The 23418-nt window shown below is 62.9% G+C and carries 23 protein-coding genes and 1 other RNA gene; 9 read left to right on the top strand and 15 right to left on the bottom strand.

Translation table 11 applies throughout. From position 1 onward, the window contains the following. Positions 1-248: 248 nt before the first annotated feature. Both rnpB and rsmI read right to left on the bottom strand, forming a co-directional pair. An RNA gene (rnpB, locus tag B4I46_RS18325) (RNase P RNA component class A) lies at positions 249-608 on the bottom strand. 67 nt (positions 609-675) lie between these two features. Next, positions 676-1551: a 16S rRNA (cytidine(1402)-2'-O)-methyltransferase gene (rsmI, locus tag B4I46_RS18320; RefSeq protein WP_043862057.1), complete on the bottom strand. Its 876-nt coding sequence runs from the start codon at positions 1549-1551 to the stop codon at positions 676-678. 188 nt (positions 1552-1739) lie between these two features. Here rsmI and B4I46_RS18315 point away from each other — a divergent pair, with 188 nt between their 5' ends. The 5 genes from B4I46_RS18315 to B4I46_RS18295 all read left to right on the top strand — a co-directional run bounded on the left by B4I46_RS18315 (position 1740) and on the right by B4I46_RS18295 (position 5540). Then, positions 1740-3554, top strand: a complete 1815-nt coding sequence (locus tag B4I46_RS18315) for a penicillin-binding protein activator (protein WP_058540875.1) — start codon at positions 1740-1742, stop codon at positions 3552-3554. Beyond that, on the top strand, positions 3554-3925 hold the full coding sequence (locus B4I46_RS18310) for a YraN family protein (RefSeq protein ID WP_043862055.1): 372 nt from the start codon (positions 3554-3556) through the stop codon (positions 3923-3925). Before B4I46_RS18315 ends, B4I46_RS18310 begins: the two co-directional genes overlap by 1 nt. A gap of 135 nt (positions 3926-4060) precedes the next feature. Then, positions 4061-4654: a phosphoheptose isomerase gene (locus B4I46_RS18305; protein WP_043862054.1), complete on the top strand. Its 594-nt coding sequence runs from the start codon at positions 4061-4063 to the stop codon at positions 4652-4654. Beyond that, complete coding sequence (locus B4I46_RS18300) at positions 4651-5229, top strand: BON domain-containing protein (protein WP_043862053.1); 579 nt, start codon at positions 4651-4653, stop codon at positions 5227-5229. The genes B4I46_RS18305 and B4I46_RS18300 overlap by 4 nt, the downstream gene beginning before the upstream one ends. A 92-nt stretch (positions 5230-5321) precedes the next feature. Continuing rightward, positions 5322-5540 (top strand): YgdI/YgdR family lipoprotein, encoded by a 219-nt coding sequence (locus tag B4I46_RS18295; RefSeq protein WP_043862052.1) that lies wholly within the window; start codon positions 5322-5324, stop codon positions 5538-5540. Between the two features lie 45 nt (positions 5541-5585). Here B4I46_RS18295 and B4I46_RS18290 read toward each other — a convergent pair whose 3' ends face one another. The 7 genes from B4I46_RS18290 to rplM all read right to left on the bottom strand — a co-directional run bounded on the left by B4I46_RS18290 (position 5586) and on the right by rplM (position 10471). After that, positions 5586-6014: a ClpXP protease specificity-enhancing factor gene (locus B4I46_RS18290; RefSeq protein WP_043862051.1), complete on the bottom strand. Its 429-nt coding sequence runs from the start codon at positions 6012-6014 to the stop codon at positions 5586-5588. A 17-nt stretch (positions 6015-6031) separates the two neighbouring features. Further along, a complete protein-coding gene (locus B4I46_RS18285) occupies positions 6032-6649 on the bottom strand; it encodes a glutathione S-transferase N-terminal domain-containing protein (protein WP_043862050.1) in 618 nt (205 codons plus the stop codon). Between the two features lie 118 nt (positions 6650-6767). Next, a complete protein-coding gene (locus B4I46_RS18280; protein WP_043862049.1) occupies positions 6768-7547 on the bottom strand; it encodes a cytochrome c1 in 780 nt (259 codons plus the stop codon). Next, complete coding sequence (locus B4I46_RS18275; RefSeq protein ID WP_043862048.1) at positions 7547-8758, bottom strand: cytochrome b; 1212 nt, start codon at positions 8756-8758, stop codon at positions 7547-7549. The genes B4I46_RS18280 and B4I46_RS18275 overlap by 1 nt, the downstream gene beginning before the upstream one ends. After that, positions 8758-9351 (bottom strand): ubiquinol-cytochrome c reductase iron-sulfur subunit, encoded by a 594-nt coding sequence (gene petA, locus B4I46_RS18270; protein ID WP_043862047.1) that lies wholly within the window; start codon positions 9349-9351, stop codon positions 8758-8760. Before petA ends, B4I46_RS18275 begins: the two co-directional genes overlap by 1 nt. A 284-nt stretch (positions 9352-9635) precedes the next feature. Further along, entirely contained in the window at positions 9636-10028 is a 393-nt protein-coding gene (gene rpsI, locus B4I46_RS18265) for a 30S ribosomal protein S9 (protein ID WP_043862046.1), read from the bottom strand. A gap of 14 nt (positions 10029-10042) precedes the next feature. Then, a complete protein-coding gene (gene rplM, locus B4I46_RS18260) occupies positions 10043-10471 on the bottom strand; it encodes a 50S ribosomal protein L13 (RefSeq protein ID WP_043862045.1) in 429 nt (142 codons plus the stop codon). A gap of 247 nt (positions 10472-10718) precedes the next feature. Between rplM and B4I46_RS18255 the strand changes: the two genes are divergently transcribed. Both B4I46_RS18255 and B4I46_RS18250 read left to right on the top strand, forming a co-directional pair. Then, positions 10719-11759: an NADP(H)-dependent aldo-keto reductase gene (locus B4I46_RS18255; protein ID WP_043862044.1), complete on the top strand. Its 1041-nt coding sequence runs from the start codon at positions 10719-10721 to the stop codon at positions 11757-11759. 215 nt (positions 11760-11974) lie between these two features. Next, a complete protein-coding gene (locus B4I46_RS18250; RefSeq protein ID WP_167400212.1) occupies positions 11975-12871 on the top strand; it encodes a GlxA family transcriptional regulator in 897 nt (298 codons plus the stop codon). A gap of 87 nt (positions 12872-12958) precedes the next feature. On the opposite strand, the gene zapE is transcribed toward B4I46_RS18250, so the two are convergent. The 3 genes from zapE to B4I46_RS18235 all read right to left on the bottom strand — a co-directional run bounded on the left by zapE (position 12959) and on the right by B4I46_RS18235 (position 16144). Continuing rightward, entirely contained in the window at positions 12959-14053 is a 1095-nt protein-coding gene (gene zapE / locus B4I46_RS18245; RefSeq protein ID WP_043862043.1) for a cell division protein ZapE, read from the bottom strand. Between the two features lie 81 nt (positions 14054-14134). Further along, on the bottom strand, positions 14135-15484 hold the full coding sequence (locus B4I46_RS18240; RefSeq protein WP_286901260.1) for a tryptophan--tRNA ligase: 1350 nt from the start codon (positions 15482-15484) through the stop codon (positions 14135-14137). Positions 15485-15508: 24 nt separating this feature from the next. Then, a complete protein-coding gene (locus B4I46_RS18235; protein WP_054914842.1) occupies positions 15509-16144 on the bottom strand; it encodes an alpha/beta hydrolase in 636 nt (211 codons plus the stop codon). 137 nt (positions 16145-16281) lie between these two features. On the opposite strand from B4I46_RS18235, the gene B4I46_RS18230 reads away from it, so the two are divergent. Continuing rightward, a complete protein-coding gene (locus B4I46_RS18230; RefSeq protein ID WP_043862040.1) occupies positions 16282-16713 on the top strand; it encodes a YhcB family protein in 432 nt (143 codons plus the stop codon). 129 nt (positions 16714-16842) lie between these two features. Here the strand turns inward: B4I46_RS18230 and mdeB are convergent, their stop codons facing one another. Further along, positions 16843-19524, bottom strand: a complete 2682-nt coding sequence (mdeB, locus tag B4I46_RS18225; RefSeq protein WP_286901363.1) for an alpha-ketoglutarate dehydrogenase — start codon at positions 19522-19524, stop codon at positions 16843-16845. 25 nt (positions 19525-19549) lie between these two features. Continuing rightward, on the bottom strand, positions 19550-20746 hold the full coding sequence (locus B4I46_RS18220; protein ID WP_043861022.1) for a methionine gamma-lyase: 1197 nt from the start codon (positions 20744-20746) through the stop codon (positions 19550-19552). 127 nt (positions 20747-20873) lie between these two features. Here B4I46_RS18220 and B4I46_RS18215 point away from each other — a divergent pair, with 127 nt between their 5' ends. Then, positions 20874-21353 carry an Lrp/AsnC family transcriptional regulator gene (locus B4I46_RS18215; RefSeq protein WP_043861021.1) on the top strand — a complete coding sequence of 160 codons (480 nt, stop codon included), beginning with the start codon at positions 20874-20876 and terminating at the stop codon, positions 21351-21353. A gap of 155 nt (positions 21354-21508) precedes the next feature. On the opposite strand, the gene cysN is transcribed toward B4I46_RS18215, so the two are convergent. After that, positions 21509-23410 (bottom strand): sulfate adenylyltransferase subunit CysN, encoded by a 1902-nt coding sequence (gene cysN, locus B4I46_RS18210; RefSeq protein ID WP_123752848.1) that lies wholly within the window; start codon positions 23408-23410, stop codon positions 21509-21511. Positions 23411-23418 lie beyond the last annotated feature (8 nt).

Below are 23418 nucleotides of genomic sequence, written 5' to 3'. Positions count from 1 at the left end.
CGCCACTTGCGCACACTATAGGAATCCGCCCACCACACCGTCAAGGCGCGCTTATAAGGAAAACCCTTACAGATCGGCGATTTAGAGCAACAAGGCGATACAAAGAGGAGAAACGAGAGGGGTTTTGACGGGGAAAGGCAAATTCACTCAAACGGATAGAGTGCAAAGTTAAAGTGATTTATGAAGAGTAAGATTTTTTTGGTATTACCAGAACACATCTGCTATCGAATCAAGCAGGAAGGGAAAAGGTGGAGAGTCGATCTGTAAGCCGGGTTCTGTCGAGGACAGTCATTCCTCTACGACGGCCATCACTGGACGCCTTTAGCAACCTACCCGGTTCCAACGCGGGCCGCGCCATATGGAACCCTATTTGGTCTTGCTCCGAGTGGGGTTTACCTAGCCACGGACTGTTGCCAGCCGTGCGGTGCGCTCTTACCGCACCTTTTCACCCTTACCGGCACCGAAGTGCTTAGGCGGTTATTTTCTGTGGCACTTTCCGTAGGCTCACGCCCCCCAGGCATTACCTGGCACTCCGCCCTATGGAGCCCGGACTTTCCTCCCCCCTCTTTTGCGGAACAAAAGAAGGCAGCGACTGTCCAATCGACTCTCCGCCGCAAAGGTTAACGGCAGCGGGCCCCGAGAACAAGCGATAAAACAAATAATATCACTATGACATTAGTGGTCTTTCTGTTTTTCCAACGCTATTTGATACAAAACATTCTTCCGCACCCCGGTAATTTCCGCCGCCAGGGCTGCTGCACGCTTGAGCGGCATCTCTGCCAGCAGAAGATCAAGCACGCGCATCACTTCGCTGCTCACGGCCTCTTCGTTCTCCGGGGCGGTCCAGCCCGCCACCAGCACCACGCACTCCCCACGCTGCTGATTGCTGTCGTTTTCGACAAACGCGCGCAGCTCGGCCAGGGGCAGCCCCTTCAGGGTCTCGAAGGTCTTAGTCAGCTCACGAGCCAGCAACGCCGGCCGTTCGCCGCCAAACACCGCCTCCATGTCCTGCAGACACTCCAGAATGCGGTGTGGCGCCTCATAGAAAATCAGCGTACGGGGTTCTTCCTTGACCTGGCTCAGGCGCGCGCGGCGACCTACCGCCTTGGCCGGCAGAAAACCCTCGAAGATGAACCGGTCGGACGGCAGGCCCGCCGCCGACAACGCCGCGATCAGTGCGCAGGCGCCCGGTACCGGCACCACATCGATGCCCGCCGCTCGCGCCTGGCGCACCAGGTGGTAGCCCGGGTCAGAGATCAGCGGCGTACCGGCATCGGAGATCAACGCCACATCGTCGCCGGCCAGAAGGCGCGTGATGAAGCGGCTGCCCTCGTCGCGCTCGTTGTGCTCGTGACAGGCGGCCAGCGGCGTGTTGATGCCGAAGTGCTGCAGCAAGCGGACCGAGTGGCGCGTGTCCTCGGCCGCGATCAGCGCCGCCTCGCGCAGCACCTTCAAGGCCCGGGCGCTCATGTCATCCAGGTTGCCAATGGGCGTAGCCACCACGAAAAGCTTGCCGGCAGTGGAATTGGAAGCACCTGGAGCATCGGTCACAGCACACACCTGTAAATAGAGAACAAAGCGCCATTGTAGCCCGTAAGGCGGCAACAATGCGTTACCCACAGCGGCGGCACGCCTGCGCAGGGCAACCTATATTGAAGGATTAACGCCAGCAAGATCGCGCCCCGGCCAGCGCTTGGGTACAATTGCAGGTTAATTTGATCGAGTAACAGGATTTTTACATGATCGCTTGCCTGCGGCTGCTCTCAGCCCTCTGCCTCGCTGCCCTGCTGGCAGCCTGCGCCAGTTCGCCCTCGTCCAGCCTGGGTGAGCTGCCGCGCACTCCGGATGCCAGCATCGAGCAACTGCTCGACCAGGCCGCCACCAGCAAGACACCTGAAAAGGCCGCATTGTTGCGCCTGAGCGCCGCTGACCTGGCCTACCATCAGAAAGACTTCGCACGGGCCTCGCGGATCCTCGAGCAGGTGCCACTCGACACCCTCAAGCCGGCCCAGCAAGTGTTCGCCAGCACCCTTGGCGCCGAGCTGGCGATGAGCCGCAACCAGCCCAAGGCCGCCCTCACCGCCCTGAGCCACCCGAGCCTGGCCCGGTTGGACGAACTGCCGCCCGAGCTTCAGGTGCGCACCCGCAGCGTGCACGCCGCCGCCCTGGAAGCCGATGGCCAGACCCTGGCTGCCGCGCAACAGCGCGTCGCCATGGCTCCCCTGCTCAGCGGCGCCGCCGCCAGTGCCAACCACGAGGCCATCTGGAACCTGGTTGCCGCCCTGCCCACCGAACAACTGCAAGGCACCGGCACCGACGTGATGGCCGGCTGGACCAGCCTGGCCCTGGCCGTCAAGAGCGCCGGCACCCTCGAACAGCAGCAGGCCGCCATCGAAAGCTGGCGCAACCAGCACGCCGGCCACCCTGCCGCCGTGCAACTGCCACAGCCCCTGCTCAAACTCAAGGAACTGGCCAGCCAGCCGCTGACCAAGATCGCCCTGCTGTTGCCCCAGGAAGGCCCGCTGGCAGGTGTTGCCCGCGCCCTGCGCGACGGTTTCATGGCGGCGCACTTCCAGGCCCAGCAGGCCGGCCAGAAGCCGCCTTCGGTCGAAGTCTTCGACAGCTCGCGCCTGACCTCGCTCGATGACTTCTACCGCAAGGCCCAGGCCAGCGGCGTCCAGCTGGTGGTAGGCCCGCTCGAGAAGAACCTGGTCAAGCAATTGAGCGCCTACCCGCAACTGCCGATCACCACCCTGGCACTGAACTACAGCGACGCCGGCCAGACCGGCCCGGCGCAACTGTTCCAGTTCGGCCTGGCCGCCGAAGACGAAGCCCGCGAAGTCTCGCGCCGCGCCCAGGCCGACGGCATGCGTCGTGCCGTGGCCCTGGTGCCGAGCGGCGAATGGGGCGATCGCGTACTCAAGGCCTTCCGCCAGGACTGGGAAGCCAAGGGCGGCACCCTGATTGCCGCTGCCCACGTGTCGCAGCCGGTAGCCCTGGCACAGCAGATCGCCGACCTGTTCCAGCTGCGCCAGAGCGAAGGCCGCGCCAAGAGCCTGCAGAGCACCGTGGGCGGCAGTGTCTCGGCACAGCCATCGCGTCGCCAGGACATCGATTTCATCTTCCTGGCCGCAACCCCGACCCAGGCCCAGCAGATCAAGCCGACACTGAACTTCCAGTACGCCGGTGACGTACCGGTGTACGCCACCTCCAACGTGTACAGCGCCAGCGGCAACGTCAACGAGTACAACGACATGAACGGCATTCGCTTCTGCGAAACGCCGTGGCTGCTCGACACCGGCAACAGCCTGCGCCAGCAGGTGGTACGCCAGTGGCCGCAAGCGGCCGGCAGCATCGGTCGCCTGTACGCGATGGGTGCCGATGCCTACAGCCTCGCGCCGCGCCTGGGCCAGCTCAAGGCACTGCCGGACAACCGTATCGAAGGCCTGTCCGGCAGCCTGAGCATGAACGCCAACCAGCGCATCGAACGCCAGTTGCCATGGGCCGAGTTCACCGGCGGTCAGGTCAAGCGCCTGCCGGACACCCCGCGCTGATGCCCGACGGTTCTCGCCAGGCCGCGGGTATCGCGGCCGAACAGCAGGCCCTGCATTACCTTCAGGCGCAGGGCCTGCAGTTGCTGGCGCAGAACTGGCGATGCAAACGCGGCGAGCTTGATCTGGTCATGCTTGACGGCGATACAGTAGTATTCGTCGAAGTCCGCTACCGGCTGCACGCGGGCTTTGGCGGAGCACTGGCCAGCGTCGATACCCGCAAACAGCAAAAACTGGTGCTAGCGGCCCAGTATTTTCTGCAGCAGGAGGCGCGCTGGGCCAACCAGCCCTGTCGTTTCGACGTGATTGCCCTGCAGGGCCGCGGCCACTCGGGCACACCGCTCGACTGGCTGAAGAACGCTTTCGACAGTTGAACCCGCCCCGCTTGATGCATCCGTTACCCACTCAACTTTTTTGCTCTTTGTTTCGCGGGCTGCACAGTCATGTGCCGCAGGGTCTTCAAGACGTTGCGACACGCCCGACCAGCCGCCCCACTTAAGGTCACACAGATGGACATGCAATCCCGAATTCGCCAGCTATTCCAGGCCAGCATCAACACCAAGCAACAGGCGATGGAAGTCCTTGCACCACACATCGAGCAAGCCAGTCAGGTGATGGTCAACGCGCTGCTCAACGAGGGCAAGATGCTCGCCTGCGGCAACGGCGGCTCGGCGGGCGATGCCCAGCACTTCTCGTCCGAACTGCTCAACCGCTTCGAGCGCGAGCGCCCGAGCCTGCCGGCCATCGCGCTGACCACCGACAGCTCGACCATTACCTCGATCGCCAACGACTACAGCTACAACGAGATCTTCTCCAAGCAGATCCGTGCCCTGGGCCAACCGGGCGACGTGCTGCTGGCGATTTCCACCAGCGGCAACTCGGCGAACATCATTCAGGCGATCCAGGCCGCACATGATCGCGAAATGATTGTCGTAGCTCTGACCGGACGCGATGGCGGCGGCATGGCCTCGCTGCTACTGCCCGAAGATGTGGAGATTCGCGTACCGGCCACCGTCACCGCACGCATCCAGGAAGTCCACCTGCTGGCGATCCACTGCCTTTGCGACTTGATCGACAGCCAATTGTTCGGGAGTGAAGAATGACCCCTAATCGCCTTGGCCTGATGGCCCTGACCCTGTGCCTGAGCATCACCGGCTGCAGTTCGGTGATTACTGCCAGCCGCGAAAACCCGATCGAGGACGATCGCGGCACCCGCACCTTCGGCAGCAAGATCGACGACTCGCTGATCGAAACCAAGGTAGCGGTGAACGTGGCCAAGGCCAGCCCGGACCTGGACAAGAACTCGCACATCGTCGTCACCAGCTTCAACGGCATCGTGCTGCTGGCCGGGCAGACCCCGCGCGCCGACCTCAAGAGCCTGGCCGAGCAGACCGCCGGTCAGGTGCAGCGGGTCAAGAAGGTGCACAACGAACTTCAGGTGCTGCCGCCCTCCTCGCTGCTGGCGCGCAACAATGACGCCTGGCTGACCACCAAGATCAAGGCCCAGATGCTGACCGACAGCAACATCCCCGGTTCGCGCATCAAGGTGGTGACCGAGAACGGCATCGTCTACCTGCTGGGCCTGCTGACCCAGCAGGAAGCCAATCAGGCCACCAACCTGGTGCAAGGCGTGTCGGGTGTGCAGAAGATCGTCAAGCTGTTCGAATACATCGACTGACCGCGGCTTCACGCCCTTCGCCGGCCTCGCCGGTGAAGGGCGTGAAGCCGCCAGCGCACCGCAACCCCCACCGACACCCCACAGGAATACCCATGAAGAACGGCCTGTTCGCCACCCTGCTGATCGCTACCTTCGCCACCCTGGCCGGCTGCTCCACCCCAAGCCTGATCACCCTCAATGATGGCCGTGAGTTCCAGGCGGTCGACGCGCCGAAACTCGAACGCAGCTCCGGCTTCTACGAGTTCCAGCAGCTCGACGGCAAACGCACCCGTGTGAACAAGGATCAGGTGCGCACCATCACCGACCTGTAAGCACACAGGCCCAAAAAAAAGGCGACCCCGCAAGGTCGCCTTTTTTCATTTCACCACTTTCAGGCTCGGACGCCCACTTGGCCGCGGCGGCTGCCCGCCACTCGGCGGGCCGTCATCATCCGGCTCGACGCCCTCGTCCTCGAGGTCGTCATCCTCCATCAGTGGCGGCTCGAGCTCGAACACCATGCCCTGGCCATTCTCACGGGCATAGATACCCAGGATGGCGCCGGCAGGCACGTACAGCGTGTGGGCAACCCCACCGAAACGCCCCTCGAAGCTCACAGCTTCGTTATCCATGTGCAAGTGACGCACGGCATTGGGCGACACGTTCAAAACGATCTGGCCATCGCTGGCGAAGCCCTGAGGCACCTGCACCGCGGGGTACTCGGCATTGACCAGCATGTGCGGCGTGCAATCGTTGTCCACGATCCACTCATACAAGGCTCGCACCAGATACGGACGACTGGAGTTCATCAACGGCTCCTTAAAACCTAACGCATATCGCGTTCAGCGGCGGACAGGCTGGCCTTGAAGGCTTCCCGCGCAAACTGACGCTCCATGTAATCGAGCAGCGGCTTGGCTGGCCGCGGCAGTTCGATACCCAATACCGGCAAACGCCACAGTATGGGCAATAGACAACAATCCACCAGGCTTTGCTCCTCACTCAGGAAACAAGGCTTGTCGGCGAACAACGGCGAAACGCCGGTAAGGCTCTCGCGCAGCTCCTTGCGCGCCTGCACGCGGGCAGGCTCCTTGCTGCGCGGGTCGAGAATCAGGTCCACCAGCGAACACCAGTCACGCTGGATACGGTGGATCAGCAGGCGGCTGTTGGCACGCGCCACCGGGTAGACCGGCAACAGCGGCGGGTGCGGGTAGCGCTCGTCGAGGTATTCCATCACCACGGTCGACTCATACAACGCCAGGTCACGATCAACCAGGGTCGGTACGCTGCCATACGGGTTGGCTTCCAGCAGCTTGGGCGGCTGGCGCCCGGCTTCGACACTGATGATCTCGACGCCGACACCTTTCTCGGCGAGAACGATGCGCACCCGATGAGAATAATGATCAGCGGGGTCGGAGTAGCAGGCTAACCGATTGGTCACGCCCATGGGGGTCCTCCTCGCGTGTTGAACTTATGAAATTACAAATGCAAACGCGCCCTGGGGGCCCTCCATACTGCAGAGGGACCCCAGGGCGCGCGTTAAACTAACAGATTTTACCCTGTGATCAGTGCACGTCCTTCCAGTATTCGCGCTTGAGCAGGTAGGCGAACACGAAGAAGAAGGCCAGGTACAGCAGCACGTAGGTGCCGATGCGCTGGCTCTGCAGCTTGACCGGGTTGGCCGAGTAGGCCAGGAAGGTCACCAGGTTCTTGACCTTCTCGTCGAACTGCTCGTCGGTCAGGGTACCGGATTTCGGCACGATGGTCAGCTGATCGCACGCTTCGTGGGTCAGCGGGGCACCAGTGAGCGGGTCAAACTGCTTCTTGCCCTCGACCACGGTCTGGATCTGCTTGCAACCGACCACCTGGCGCCCCTGCAGGCCCACCAGTACGTTTGGCATGCCAACGTTGGGGAAGACCTTGTTGTTCACACCCCAAGGGCGTGACGGGTCCTCGTAGAAGGCCCGCAGGTAGCTGTACAGCCAATCGGTGCCGCGTACCCGCGCCACCAGGGTCAGGTCGGGCGGCGCCGCACCGAACCAGGCCTTGGCGTCGGCCGGCTGCATGCCGATGTTCATGTGGTCGCCGATCTTGGCGCCGGTGAACACCAGCTTCTCGAGCATCAGCTCGTGCGGGATGCCCAGGTCATCGGCGACACGCTCGTAACGCTGGAACTTGGCGCTGTGGCAACCCATGCAATAGTTGGCAAAGGTCCGTGCGCCGTCCTGCATGGCGGCCTTGTCGGTCAGGTCGATGTCGACCTTGTCCAGTTCCACGCCGTGTTCGGCGGCGAAGGTCAGCGAAGGCATCACTGCCAGGAGCAATACTGCAAATAGCTTTTTCATCAGCCAGTCACCCTTTCCGGAACCGGTTTGGTCTTCTCGAGCCTGGTGTAGAACGGCATCAGAATGAAGTAGGCGAAATACAGGAAGGTACATACCTGCGACAGCAAGGTGCGACCCGGGGTTGGCGCCAGCACGCCGAGCACGCCCAGGATCACGAAGGAGATGCAGAACACCCACAGCCAGGCCTTGCTCATCCAGCCCTTGTAGCGCATTGACTTGACCGGGCTACGGTCCAGCCATGGCAACACGAACAGCACCGCGATCGCAGCACCCATGGCGATCACGCCCAGCAGCTTGTCGGGTACCGCACGCAGGATCGCGTAGAACGGCGTGAAGTACCACACAGGGGCGATGTGCTCCGGGGTCTTGAACGCGTTGGCCTGTTCGAAGTTGGGTTTCTCCAGGAAGTAGCCGCCCATTTCCGGGAAGAAGAACACGATCATGCAGAAGACGAACAGGAACACCACCACGCCGACGATATCCTTGACGGTGTAGTACGGGTGGAACGGGATGCCGTCCAGCGGAATGCCGTTCTCGTCCTTTTTCTTCTTGATGTCCACGCCATCCGGGTTGTTCGAACCCACTTCGTGCAGCGCCAGGATGTGCAGCACCACCAGGCCGAGAATCACGATCGGCAGGGCCACCACGTGCAGGGCGAAGAAGCGGTTCAGGGTAATGCCGGAGATCAGGTAGTCGCCACGGATCCACTGGGTCAGGTCGCCGCCGATGACCGGGATGGCGCCGAACAGCGAGATGATCACCTGGGCACCCCAGTACGACATCTGGCCCCAGGGCAGCAGGTAGCCCATGAAGGCCTCTGCCATCAGCGCCAGGTAGATCAGCATGCCGAACAGCCATACCAGCTCGCGTGGCTTCTGGTACGAGCCGTAGAGCAGGCCACGGAACATGTGCAGGTAGACCACGATGAAGAACGCCGACGCACCCGTGGAGTGCAGGTAGCGCAGGATCCAGCCGTATTCGACGTCACGCATGATGTATTCGACCGAGGCGAACGCCTCTTCGGCCGAAGGGGTGAAGCTCATGGTCAGCCACACGCCGGTCACGATCTGGTTGACCAGGACCAGCAGGGCCAGGGAGCCGAAGAAATAGAAGAAGTTGAAGTTCTTCGGTGCGTAGTACTTGCTCAGGTGATCTTCCCACATCTTGGTGGCGGGGAAGCGGGCGTCAACCCAGTCCATGAACTTACTCATCACGCGTTCTCCTGATCGACGCCGACGACGATGATGTCATCCGACTCGTACGAGTGCGGTGGCACTGGCAGATTGAGCGGCGCTGGCTGGGACTTGTAGACGCGGCCGGCGAGGTCGTAGTGGGAGCCGTGGCATGGGCAGAAATAGCCACCCACCCACTTGGGACCCAGGTCGACAGGCGCCACTTCGGGACGGAAGGTCGGCGAGCAGCCCAGGTGGGTGCACAGGCCGACGAGCACGAGGATTTCCGGCTTGATCGAGCGGTTCGACGGGTCGACGTAGGCCGGCTGCTCCGACGCCTTGGACTCGGGGTCGGAGAGCTCACCGGTGATCTTCTTCAGGTTGCCCAGGATCTCCTCGGTGCGGCGGACGATGAACACGGGCTGGCCGCGCCATTCAGCAATCATCTGCTGGCCGGGCTCCACCTTGGCGATGTTGACCTTGACCGGTGCACCGGCAGCTTTCGCCTTGGCACTGGGAAACCATGACCCTACGAACGGGACCGCAGCCCCCACCGCTCCTGCAGCACCCACCACGGACGTGGCTGCTACCAGGAAGCGACGCCGGCCTGCATTGACGCCGTCATTGCTCATTCAGTCCTCTCCCATCAGCTTTGTGGCCTGTTGCAACAGGCATCTACTAAGTAAATTTCGAACTGCTAAAAATAAATTTCGAACTGCTAAAAATTTGCCGCATGGTAATGAAAAGACCCATCGAAGACAAGGTTATTACCCGGCATAAAGGCTGTATCCCTTATAGCACTTGACCTGCGTCTATGCGGCAAGTTGTCACACAGGGTCGGCAGCCCCTTTTATTCAAGACATAAAAAAAGCCCGGTTCCACCAGGAACCGGGCTTTTTTTGAACGCCGAAGCGAATTAACGCTTGGAGTACTGAGGACGCTTACGTGCTTTACGCAGACCCACTTTCTTACGCTCGACTTCACGAGCGTCACGGGTAACGAAGCCAGCTTTGCGCAGAGCGCCACGCAGGGTTTCGTCGTAGTCCATCAGTGCACGGGTGATACCGTGACGGATAGCGCCCGCTTGACCGCTGACACCACCACCGATGACGGTGACGTAGATGTCGAACTTCTCGGTGGTTTCGGTGAGTTCCAGCGGCTGGCGAACTACCATGCGCGCGGTTTCACGACCGAAGAAGGTCTCGAGGGAGCGGTTGTTGATGGAGATGCTGCCAGTGCCCGGACGCAGGAAAACGCGTGCGGTTGCAGTCTTGCGACGGCCAGTGCCGTAATTTTGAGTCGCCGACATAATGAACTATTCCGTTAAATCTTCAGTTCTTGGGGCTGCTGAGCAGTATGAGGGTGTACAGCGCCCGCATAGACTTTCAGCTTACGGTACATGTCGCGACCCAGCGGGTTTTTAGGCAGCATGCCCTTTACCGCGGTCTCGATCACGCGCTCAGGCGCTTTGGCGATCAACTTCTCGAAGTTGATTTCCTTGATGCCGCCCGGGAAACCGGAGTGGGAGTAGTACATTTTGTCCGAAGTCTTGGCACCAGTAACACGTACCTGCTCGGCATTGATCACGACGATGTAGTCGCCGGTGTCAACGTGAGGGGTGTATTCTGGCTTGTGCTTGCCACGCAGACGGCTCGCGATCTCAGTGGCCAGACGACCCAGGGTCTTGCCAGCAGCGTCAACGACGAACCAGTCGCGTTTTACTGTTTCCGGTTTAGCAGTAAAAGTTTTCATTCTTTATAGCCTCAGGGGCCGTCCCGCAATTTTAAGACGGCAGATCTTACTGAATAGTGCGTACTTTGACAAGGTCAAAGGCAGCCGGATACGGACGCTATCGGGGGCTCGGGTCAGCACGTCCAATACTCGGCAAGATTCTTCGGCGGCGGGGCATCACTTCCACTGCTGAGAGAGGTGCAGAATTATCCAGATTGCAGAAAAAATATCAACCTGCTTTTATGCTTCTTTTGCCGTGGAGATCGTCATGGAGTATCGCCAGCTGGGTCGCACCGACCTCAACGTGAGTGCATTGTGCCTGGGCAGCATGACCTGGGGCGAGCAGAACGACCAGGCCGAGGGCTTCGCCCAGATCGAACGGGCCAAGGCGGCCGGGATCAATTTCATCGATACCGCGGAGATGTACCCGGTGCCGCCGCGCCCGGAAACCTACTCGGCCACCGAGCAGATCATCGGCAACTGGTTCAGCCAGCGCGGCGATCGCGCCGACTGGATCCTGGCCAGCAAGGTGGCCGGCCCCGGCAACGGCATCAGCCACATTCGCGACGGCCAGCTCAAGCACAACCGCCAGCACATCGTGGCAGCCCTGGACGCCAGCCTCAAGCGCCTGCAGACCGACTGGATCGACCTGTACCAGCTGCACTGGCCCGAGCGCAGTACCAACTTCTTCGGCAAGCTGGGCTACCAGCACCTGCCCCAGGACCACTTCACGCCGCTGGAAGAAACCCTCGAAGTGCTCGACGAGCAGGTCAAGGCAGGCAAGATCCGCCACATCGGCCTGTCCAACGAAACCCCGTGGGGCACCATGAAGTTCCTGCAACTGGCCGAAAGCCGCGGCTGGCCCCGTGCGGTCTCGATCCAGAACCCGTACAACCTGCTCAACCGCAGCTTCGAAGTGGGCCTGGCGGAAATCGCCATCCGCGAGCAGTGCGGCCTGCTGGCCTACTCGCCGCTGGCCTTCGGCATGCTGTCGGGCAAGTACGAGAACGGCGCGCGCCCGGAAAACGGCCGCCTGACCCTGTTCAACCGCTTCTCGCGCTATTCCAACCCGCAGACCGTCGCCGCGTGCAGCCGTTATGTGGCCCTGGCCCGCGAGCACGGCCTGGACCCGGCACAGATGGCCCTGGCCTTCGTGACCCAGCAGCCGTTCGTGACCAGCAACATCATCGGCGCCACCTCGCTGGCGCAACTGGACAGCAACCTGGCAAGCGCCAGCCTGAAGCTCGGTGACGAGCTGCTGGCCGCCATCGATGCGATCCACCAGGATCAGCCCAACCCCGCCCCGTAAAGCGCTGCAACGGTTCCCGCAGCCCGCTGCGGGAACCGAGGGTAGACACAATCGCCAAAAAATAAGACGATCCAGCCGGTGATTGACCACTCTACCCTATAAGAATAACGACAATGATGTTTACCCAACCTACCGCATCGCTGCGGCGCGTCAGCATCCTGGCCATCGACAAGGTATTCGCATCGACCCTGATGCAGGCCAAGGATTTCTTCCACCTGGCCAGCCTGCGCTATGGCAAGCAACTGGGCCTGGGCCTGCAACCGATGTTCGAAACCCGCCTCGTGAGCCCCGACGGGCTGCCCGTGCAGAGCTTCAGCGGCGTGCAGCTACCGGTGGACAGCGGCCTCGAGCAGGCCGACGTGATCATCCTGCCGGCGTTCTGGGACGACTTCGATGCCCTGTGCCAGCGCTACCCCCAGGTACTGCCCTGGCTGCGCGAGCAGCATGCCCGAGGCGCTGTGCTGTGCGGCGAGGCCAGCGGCGTGTTCTGGCTGGCCGAGGCCGGCCTGCTCGATGGCAAGGAGGCCACCACCTACTGGCGCTTCTTCGGCCAGTTCGCCGAACGCTTCCCGAAGGTGTCGCTGAACCAGGACAAACACCTCACCGATGCCGACAACCTCTATTGCGCCGGCGGCGCCACCTCGGCCTGCGACCTGTACATCTACCTGATCGAGCGCTTCTGCGGGGCCAACGTGGCCCAGGCCGTGGCCCGCGACATCCTCTACGAGGTGCAACGCAACTACACCCCGGGGCGCATGGGCTTTGGCGGACAGAAGCTGCACCAGGACCTGATCATCCTGCAGATCCAGCAGTGGCTGGAGGAACACTTCGCCGACAAGTTCCGTTTCGAGGACGTGGCACGCAACCATGGCATGAGCATCCGCAACTTCATGCGCAGGTTCCAGAGTGCGACGGGGGACAAGCCGCTGCATTATCTGCAACGGCTGCGGATCGAGACGGCGAAGGGCTTGCTGTCAGGGACGCGCAAGAGCATCAAGACCATCAGCTACGAGGTGGGCTATGACGACGCCAGCTTTTTTGCGCGATTGTTCAGGCAGCACACGGAGCTGTCGCCTAACCAGTATCGGCAGCAATTCATGCAGGAGGCCTGAGGGCCTATCGCGGGTCACGCCCGCCCCCACAGGTTCGCTGCAAACCTCTGTGGGAGCGGGCGTGAGCCGCGACAGCAGTGACGCGATTTAAGGCTTGTGTGCCCGCGACAGGAACTCGTGGGACTGCATCTCCAGCAAGCGGCTCAGGGTACGCTGGAACTCGAAGCTCAGGCGCCCGCCGGTGTACAGGTCCTTGAGCTCCACTTCAGCCGAGATGATCAGCTTGACGTTGCGGTCGTAGAACTCGTCGACCATGTTGATGAAGCGACGCGCCAGGTCGTCGGTGGCCACGCCCATCTGCTCCACGCCACTGAGCAGCACCGCATGGAAGATCTTGCCCAGTTCGATGTAGTCGTTCTGGCTGCGCGGGCCGTCGCACAGTTCGCGGAAGTCGAACCAGGCCACGTCGTCGCAGGTACGCAGCGCACGGATCTCGCGGTTCTCGATCATCAGCACGTCGTTTTCCACCGCCTGGGTGCATTCCGGCGTCAATGCGCGAAAGCTCTTGCGCAGGCTTTCGTGGGCCGCTTCATTCAGCGGGAAGTGGAACAGCTCGGCCTGCTCCAGGTGACGCAGGCGATAGTCCACGCCGCTGTCGACGTTGACGATGTCGGTGTTCTGCTTGATCAGGGCAATTGCCGGCAGGAAGCGCGCACGCTGCAGGCCGTCCTTGTACAGGCCGTCCGGCACGATGTTGGAGGTGGCCACCAGGGTCACGCCGTTCTTGAACAGCTCCTCCATCAGGGTGCCAAGGATCATCGCGTCGGTGATATCGGACACGAAGAACTCGTCGAAGCAGATCACCCGCGCCTCGTCGGAGAACCGCTTGGCAATGATGGTCAGCGGGTTCTTCTCGCCCTTGAGGGTCTTCATTTCCTCGTGCACGCGCTTCATGAAGCGGTGGAAGTGCGTACGCACTTTCTGCGGGAAAGGCAGCGCCTCATAGAACGTATCGACCAGGTAGGTCTTACCGCGCCCTACCCCACCCCAGAAATACAGGCCCTTGACGGGCGCCTGCTCTTTCCTGCCGAACAGCTTGCCGAACACACCCGGCTTGCTGTTGTGCGCCGCGACCAGGTCGTCGTACAGGCGCTGCAAGTGACGCACCGCTGTTTCCTGCGCCGCGTCATGGAAGAATTCGGGACGTTTCAGATCTGCTTGATATCGTTCTAGGGGCGTCATAATTCGTTAGCAAGGCAACAAAAGCGGGCCGTCACTGTAGCGACGGCCCCGGGTAATGGCAATCAGACTTGCGATTGACGGTCAGTCCTGCTGGGGCTGCAAGGCAGCGCGCAGGCTCTCGATGGCGGCATCGCGCGCCGTGGCATCGGCGAACTGCGGGCCGTCGGCCACGCACTCGCCTTCCAGCCACAGGCTGAAGCCCAGGCCTTCGTCACGTACATCCAGCGGCTGGCCCAGTTGCAACTGCTTGCTCACCGCACCGGCCGCCTTGCCGTCGGCAAAGCTGCGCGACAGCAGCAACTGCTCGCCGTCGGCTGCCAGCAGACGGAAGCGGAAGCTGCCGTCCTCTTCACGGAAGCTCACGAAGCGTGCCGCCTTGACCGCCTTCTTCCTGGTTTCACCGCTGACCTGAACCGTGCTGCGGAACGAGCGCAGGCCCACTGCTTCGCGCAGTTGCTCAAGAAACGGCGTGGCGATCTTGCGGGCCTTCTGCGCGCCGGCCAGAAGAATATCCTCCAGGTCCGCCGGGCGGGAAATCAGCTGGTGGTAATGCTCGCGCGGCGCGCTCAACTGGCCGTCGACCAGCTGGAACAGGCGCTGCTTGGCTTCGCCCCAACCCAGCCCCTGCAGCAGCTCGCTGCGGAAGGCTTCGGCTTGCTCGGCGGTGGCAAAGGCCTGGAACAGGGTGAACAGGTGCGAGTTGTCCGGGTCCTTGGCCTCGCCCGGCGCGCGCGAGTCGGTGACGATGCGCGAGATCGCGTCCTTCATCTCCTTGGCACTGGTGAACAGCGGGATGGTGTTGTCGTAGCTCTTGGACATCTTGCGACCGTCCAGGCCCGGCAAGGTGGCCACGCTTTCCTCGATCAGCGCCTCGGGCATGGCGAAGAAGTCCTTGCCCTGGCCGAACAGGTGGTTGAAGCGCTGCCCGATATCACGGGCCATTTCCACGTGCTGGATCTGGTCGCGCCCCACCGGCACCTTGTTGGCATTGAACATCAGGATGTCCGCCGCCATCAGCACCGGATAGCTGTACAGGCCCATGCTCACGCCCGCATCCGGGTCTTCGCCGCTTTCCAGGTTCTTGTCCACCGAGGCCTTGTAGGCATGCGCACGATTGAGCAGGCCCTTGGCCGCCACGCAGGTCAGCAGCCAGGTCAGCTCGGGGATCTCGGGAATGTCGGACTGGCGGTAGAAGGTCACGCGTTCCGGGTCCAGGCCGCCGGCCAGCCAGGTGGCGGCGATTTCCAGACGCGAGCGCTGGATGCGCTGCGGGTCATCGCACTTGATCAGCGCATGGTAGTCGGCCAGGAAGTAGAACGAGTCGACGCCCGGCTGCTGGCTGGCGAGGACCGCCGGGCGGATGGCACCGGCATAGTTGCCAAGGTGCGGCGTGCCCGTGGTGGTGATACCGGTAAGGATACGAGTGGTCATGGGTAATCGCTTATCAGGCTTGTATCAGTTCGAAAGGCGTGGCAGCACCAGATCCTTGAGGTCGGTCAGCTTGCCGTGAAAAAAGTGACCGCATTCTGCCACTTTCAGCAGCTCATGGGGGCGCGCCAGTGCATCGGACCAGGCGTAGACGATCTGCGGATCGATCACCTCGTCGGTTTCGGGCTGGATCACGCTCAAGGCACCTGCCTGCGGCAGGCCGTCGGTACCGCCAAGGCGCATCACTGCCGGGGCTACCATGAACAGGTGCTTGAGCGTGACGCCCTGGGCTTCGAGCCGGCCGCCGAGGCTGGCCGCGACGAAGCCGCCGAAGGAGAAGCCCATCAGCGTCAAAGGTAATTCGGGATGTTTTTCGCGCAGCCAGGCTGCAGCGGCCTGTGCATCGTCGACTTCGCCGCTGCCCATGTCATGGCTGCCAGCGCTCTGGCCTACACCGCGGTAGTTGAAGCGCAGGGTGATGTAGCCGGCATCGCGTGCGGTGCGCTGCAGCATCGACACCACCTTGTTGGTCATGGTGCCGCCCTGCACGGGGTTGGGGTGGCACAGCAGGACGATGCCGCGAGGGTCTGCCACGTCCAGGTACAGGGCTTCCAGCTGGCCAACCGGGCCATCGATGAATACGGGGGTTTCGCGGATAAGCAAGGGTGAACTCCGTGACCTCTGGAGGGGTCGACTCGTCTAGCTGATGATTCTGTCTGAGATATTTGCGATCGCTCGCGGTATACAGCGCAGGTCCGAGCCGTTAACGTAAAGCAAAGCCGTTTATAGAGGAAGGACTCGTGGAACTCTCGCTCTTAGTTTGGTTGTTGCCGACCCTGGCCCTGGTAGTGGGTGTAGTCGTTGGTTTCCTGGTCGCCCGCCTCTTGCCCAATGCCGCCCCGAGCAGCACCCAGCGGCAGCTGGACGATATCCAGGAACGTTTTGACAGTTATCAGAGTGAAGTGGTGACCCATTTCAACAGCACCGCGGCGCTGGTCAAGAAGCTGACCCAGAGCTACCAGGAAGTGCAGGACCACCTGGCCGAAGGCGCCAACCGTCTGGCCCTGGACGAACAGACCCGTCAGCGCCTGCTGGCCGCACTGCACTCCGAAGCGCAGGGCCCGCGTGACCGTCTGACCCCGCCCAAGGACACCGAAGTGCCACGCGACTACGCGCCCAAGGCACCGAACACCCCGGGCATGCTGGATGAGCATTACGGGCTCAAGCGCTGATCGCAGCGGCCCCGTCACTGGCATGGCGCGCTCCTGCTGGAGCCGGCCTTGCCGGCGAATGCCACACCCAACCATCCGATACAAAGAAAAAAGGGGCCGATCACCGGCCCCTTTTTTCATCCCCTCACATCAACGATACCAGGGGCCCGCCGCATCCAGCGCCGGATACCTGGCCCGTGCCTGCGCCATCACATCGACCTCCAGCAGCCCGTCATCCACCAGCGCCTGCAAGCTGGCCAGCACCACACTGAAGCGGTCCACCTCGAAGAACTGGCGCAACCGCTGGCGCGTATCGCTGCGCCCGAAGCCGTCGGTGCCCAGCGTCACGTACGGCGCCGGCACGTACTCGGCAATCAATTGCGGCCAGGCACGTACATAGTCAGTTGCGGCAATCACCGGCGTATCTCCCACCAGGCATTGCGCCAGATGGCTGCTGCCACCCAGCCCCAGACGCTGCCCGCGCTGCACATCCCGTGCATCACGCGCCAGTTCGCTGAAGCTGGTCACACTGAACACCTCGCTGGCGATGCCCCAGTCCGCCGCCAGCAGCTCGCTCGCGGCGATCACCTCGCGCAGGATCGCCCCGGAGCCCAGCAGGCGAACCCGCCCCAGGGCATGCTCCACCGGCTGTTCGGCAAACCGGTACATCCCGCGCAACACTGCCGCATGTGCCTCAGGTGGCAGGGAGGGGTGTGGATAACTTTCATTCATCACCGCCACATAGTGAAACTCGTCGCACTGCTCCACCAGCATGCGCCGCGCCGCGTGTTCCAGAATCACCGCCAGTTCGCCGGCAAAGCACGGCTCCCAGGCGCGGCAGTTGGGCACCATGGCCGCCATCACCAGGCTCGAGCCATCCTGGTGCTGCAAGCCTTCGCCGCCCAGGGTGGTGCGCCCTGCCGTAGCCCCCAGCAGCAGGCCCCGTGCACGCTGGTCGGCCGCCGCCCATATCAGGTCGCCGACCCGCTGGAAGCCGAACATCGAGTAATAGATGTACACCGGCAACATCGGCTCGCCATGCACCGCATAGGAGGTGGCCGCCGCTACCCAGGACGACAGGGCCCCGGCCTCGGTGATGCCCTCCTCCAGCAACTGACCATCGCGCGACTCCCTGTAGGAGAGCAGCGAACTGGCATCTTCGGGTTCGTAGCGCTGCCCATGGGGCGAGTAGATGCCGATCTGCCGGAACAGGCTGGCCATGCCGAAGGTGCGCGCTTCATCGGCGACGATCGGCACCACCCGCGGCCCCAGCTCCGGGGCCTTGAGCCAGGCACCGAGCATGCGCACCGCAGCCATGGTGGTGGACATCTCCTTGCCCTCGGCGTGCATTGCAAAACCGCCCATCACCTCCAGCGCCGGTACCGGCAGCGTGCGCGCCTGGGGCCGCCGCGACGGCAGGCTGCCGCCCAGGGCATTGCGCCGCTCGCGCAGGTAGCGCATCTCCCGGCTGTTTTCGTCCGGCCGGTAGAACTGCAACTGCTCAACCTGCGCATCGCTCAAGGGCAAGTGGAAGCGGTCACGGAAGGCCAGCAGCGCCTGCACGTCGAGCTTCTTGGCCTGGTGCGCGGTCATGCGCGACTCGCCGGCCGCACTCATGCCGTAGCCCTTCTTGGTCTTGGCCAGGATCACCGTCGGCCGGCCCTTGCACGCCTTGGCGGCGGCAAAGGCGGCATACAGCTTGCGAAAATCATGGCCACCGCGCTTGAGCGCGTTGATCTCGGCCGAGCTCATGTGCTCGACCAGGCGCTGCAAGGCCGGGTGCTGGTTGAAGAAGTGTTCCAGGTTGTAGGCGCCGTCATTGGCCCCCAAGGTCTGGAACTGGCCGTCGGGGGTTGCCGCCAGCTGGCGCAGCAGCACGTGCTCGCTGTCGCGGGCAAACAGCGCATCCCATTCCGAGCCCCACAACACCTTGATCACGTTCCAGCCGGCGCCGCTGAACAGCGACTCCAGCTCCTGGATGATCTGGCCATTGCCACGCACCGGACCATCCAGGCGCTGCAGGTTGCAGTTGACGATGAAGGTCAGGTTGTCGAGTTGCTCACGGGCCGCCAGCGTCAGCCCGGCGATGGATTCGGGCTCGTCCATCTCGCCATCGCCGAACACGCCCCACACATGGCGCTGCGCGGTATCAGCCAGGCCGCGGTGCTGCAGGTAGCGCATGAAGCGCGCCTGGTACACGGCGTTGAGCGGGCCGATGCCCATCGACCCGGTGGGAAACTGCCAGAAGTCGGGCATCAGCCACGGGTGCGGGTAGGAGCACAGGCCATCGCCTGCGACCTCCTGCCGATAGCTGGCCAGCTGAGCCTCGCTCAGGCGCCCTTCAAGAAAGGCCCGGGCATAGATGCCGGGCGCCGAGTGCGGCTGGAAGAACACCAGGTCGGCCGTGCGCTGCTCGCCGCCCTCCTCGCCGCGAAAAAAATGCTGAAACCCCACCTCGAAGATCTCTGCGGCCGAAGCGTAACTGGCGATGTGACCGCCCAGGTCACCGTAAGCATGGTTGGCACGCACCACCATCGCCAGGGCATTCCAGCGCAGGATGCTGGTGATGCGCTCGTCCAGTTCCAGGTCGCCCGGGTAGGCGCCCTGATGTTCGAGCGACAGGGTGTTGCGGTACGCCGAGTACGGCTGGGCACCACGCTCCAGGCCCAGTTCGCGGGCATGCGCCTCCAACTGTTCGAGCAGAAACCGCGCGCGGGCTGGGCCGCAGTGCGCCAGGGTCGACTCCAGCGCCTCCAGCCACTCTGCAGTTTCGCCAGGGTCGCTGTCACCGGGCACGCCGTCGCCAGGCACAAGGTTCATCATTGCCACCATTGCATTGACCTCATCCGTGACGGGTTCAGGCACTCGCCTTGAGTGCCTGTTGCACATCGGCCAGCAGGTCGTCGATGTCTTCCAGCCCCACCGACAACCGCACCAGCCCCTCGGAGATGCCGTAATGCGCACGCTCCTCTGGGGTATAGCTGGAATGAGTCATGCTTGCCGGGTGCTGCGCCAGCGACTCGGCATCGCCCAGGCTCACCGCCCGGCTGAACAGTTGCAGGGCGTTCATGAACCGCCGCCCGGCACCGATGCCGCCCTTGAGTTCGAAGGCGATCATGCCGCCCGGCTGGCTCATCTGCTGGCGGGCCAGGGTGTACTGCGGGAAGCTCGCCAGGCCCGGGTAATGGATCAGCTCTACCTGCGGCTGCCCGGCGAGGAACTCGGCCAGCACCTGAGCGTTGGCGCAGTGGCGGTCCATGCGCAGGTTGAGGGTCTTGATGCCGCGCATCAGCAGTGCGGCGTCATGGGGCGAGAGCACCGCACCGGTCATGTCCTTGAGGCCCTGCAGACGTATACGGTCCACCAGTGCCTGGCTGCCCACCACAATGCCAGCAGTGATGTCGCCATGGCCGCTCAGGTACTTGGTGGCCGAATGCACCACCAGGTCGGCGCCCAGCTCCAGTGGCCGTTGCAGGTACGGCGTGCAGTAGGTGTTGTCGACCACCACGGTCGCGCCGTGCTTGCGTGCAATCTTCGCCACGCCGGCGATATCGGCCATGTGCATGTTGGGGTTGGCGGGCGACTCGAAATAGATCACCCGGGTGGCCGGCGTCATGGCCGCCTCCAATGCCTGCAGGTCGGCCATGTCCACATGACGCAGCTTGACCCCGAACTCGCCGATGCCGTGGTGCAAGAAGGCAAAGGTGCAGCCGTACAGGGTGTTGCCCAGCAGCACCTCGTCACCGGGGCGCAGCAGCGTCCATAGCGTGGACGTGATCGCCCCCATGCCCGAGGCCAGCGCCAGCCCGGCCTCGCCGCCTTCCAGCGAGGCCATGCGTGCTTCCAGCAGGTTGAGGGTGGGGTTGGAGATGCGGCTGTAGAAATGCCCGGCCTGCTCGCCGGCAAAGCACGCAGCGCCGTATTCCACGGTGGGGAAGGTGAACGTCGCGGTCTGGTAGACCGGTGGCACCAGTGCGCCGCCGTGGTCCTGTGGGTCGTAGCCATGGTGAATGGCGCGGGTGGCAAATCCTGGGAGCTTGTTGGAGCCGTGCATGGCAACCGCCTCTTGTGGTTTGTTATAAGCTTATTCCACAGACCGGCTTAAATTTTTCCAAATACGCCTACGAAAAGCGCCGCTCACTGACATAAAAACAACAAGAACAGGCTATGGAGGGCAAGACATGCCTAGCGCCATCGACCGTACCGACCGCGCACTGCTGGCCGCGCTGCAAGACAACGCCCGACTGACCGTGGCCGAGCTCGCCGACAGCGTCGCCCTGACCACCTCGCCGTGCTGGCGGCGGGTCAAGCTGCTGGAGGAGTCGGGCTACATCACCGGCTATCAGGCCATCCTGTCACCCAAGGCACTGGGCTTCGGAGTGACCGCCTTCGTCAGCATCATGATGGATTCGCACAGCAAGGAGATGGCCCGGGCATTCGAGCAGCGGCTGATGGATATCCCCGAAATCGTGGCGTGTCACAACATCTCCGGGCGCTATGACTTCCTGCTGGAGATTCTGGCGCGGGATCTGGAGTCGTTCGGCGAGTTCACCCGCGAGGTACTGCAGCGGCTGCCGGGGGTGAAGGAGATCTATTCGAGCTTCTCGTTCAAGGCGGTGAAGGAGAAGCGGGTGATTCCGGTGGCACAGAAGCATATTTGAAGCGGCGTGTCCGCTGGGCACTTCCCCGGCAAGGCCTGCTCCTGCATGGCCTTGCGCTCACCGTAGGAGCCGGCCTTGCCGGCGAAGCGGCCAGCCGCCACAAAAAAGCCCGCGATGGCCTTCACCATCGCGGGCTTTTCATTCAGCAGCAGCGCTTAGATCGCGCCACGCTTGCGCAGCAGTTCCAGTACCTGCTTGACGCCCTCTTCCACGCCAACGCTCTGGGTGTCGATCACCAGGTCCGCATCCTGCGGCACGTCATATGGGAAGCTCTCGCCCGGGATGTTGTCGCCACCGGCCGCGTACAGCCCCTGCGGATCACGCTCACGGCACGCCAACGGCGAAGCCTGGACGTAAACGGTCAGCAAGCGCTCCTTGCCGATCAGCGCCTTGGCCTGTTCACGGCCTTCGGCATCCGGTGCCACGAACGCGGCCAGGGTCAGCAAGCCCGCTTCGTTGAACTGACGCGCCACATGCGCAGCACGACGCCAGTTCTCGGTACGCCCGGCACGGTCCTGCGGCAGGCCTTTGTTCAGGTCATGGCGCAGGTTCTGCCCATCGAGCACGTACACCGCACGGCCCATGTCGAACAGCTTGCGCTCAACGGCATACGCCAGGGTGCTCTTGCCCGCGCCCGACAGGCCGCTGAACAGCACGGTGGCCGGCTGCTGGCCGAAGCGCAAGGCACGCTCCTCGGTGGTCACGTGGGCCTGCCTGCCATGCTGGCCGGTGCTGCCGTGAGGCAGTACCGGTGGCGCGATGATCATGCCCGCGCCCACGGTGCCGTTGGTCAGGCGGTCGATGATGATGAACGCGCCGGTGGTGCGGTTGCTGTCGTAGCCGTCCAGCGCGATCGGAGCATCCAGGCTCACCTTGACCTTGCCGATCTCGTTGAGCTGCAACGCACTCGCAGCGCCCTGTTCCAGGGTGTTCACATCGACCTTGTGGGCGATGCTGGCAATCGAGCCCGGCACGTAGCTGGTGGCGCGCTTGATGTCGTATTTCTTGCCCGGCAGCATCGGCTCTTCGGCCATCCACACCAGCATGGCGTCGAACTGGTCGGTCACCGGCGGGACGTTGTCGGCGTGCACCAGCAGGTCGCCACGGGAGATGTCGATCTCGTCTTCCATGGTCAGGGTCACGGCCTGGCCCGGGCCGGCCTGCTCCAGCTCACCTTCGTAGGTGACGATGGACTTCACGCGGCTGCTCTTGCCCGACGGCAGCACCACGATCTCGTCGCCCTTGTGTACCACGCCGCTGGCCAGGGTGCCGGCAAAGCCACGGAAGTTCAGGTTGGGACGGTTGACGTACTGCACCGGAAAACGCAGGTCGGTGAAGTTGCGGTCGGCCGCCACTTCCACGGTTTCGAGGATTTCCATCAGCGCAGGGCCGGTGTACCACGGCGAACGCTCGCTGCGGTTGACCACGTTGTCGCCCTTGAGCGCCGACATCGGCACGAAGTGCAGGCTGCTGGGGGTCATGTTGATGGCTTCGGCAAACTTCAGGTAGTCGGCCTTGATGCCTTCGAACACGTCCTGGTCGAAGCCCTTGAGGTCCATCTTGTTCACGGCCACGACGATGTGCTTGATGCCCAGCAGCGAAGCGATGTAGCTGTGCCGGCGGGTCTGGGTCTGCACGCCGTAGCGCGCGTCCACCAGGATGATCGCCAGGTCGCAGGTGGACGCACCGGTGGCCATGTTGCGGGTGTACTGCTCGTGGCCCGGGGTGTCGGCGATGATGAACTTGCGCTTGGCCGTGGAGAAATAGCGGTAGGCCACATCGATGGTGATGCCCTGCTCGCGCTCGGCCTGCAGGCCGTCGACCAGCAATGCCAGGTCGATGTCGTCACCGGTGGTGCCGACTTTCTTCGAATCGCGGGTAATGGCTTCCAGATGGTCTTCGTAGATCATCTTGGAATCGTGCAGCAGGCGCCCGATCAGGGTGCTCTTGCCGTCGTCGACGTTACCGCAGGTCAAGAAGCGCAGCAGTTCCTTGCGTTCGTGCTGGGCCAGGTAGGCGAGGATGTCCTCGCTGATCAATTCGGATTGGTGCGACATGGTCTGAC

Origin of the sequence: Pseudomonas sp. UBA7500 (genome assembly GCF_002478435.1) — a bacterium.
Classification (GTDB): Bacteria; Pseudomonadota; Gammaproteobacteria; order Pseudomonadales; family Pseudomonadaceae; genus Aquipseudomonas; species Aquipseudomonas palmensis.
The sequence above is the reverse complement of the archived record's forward strand: the minus strand, read 5'-3'. Positions and strand labels throughout refer to the sequence as shown.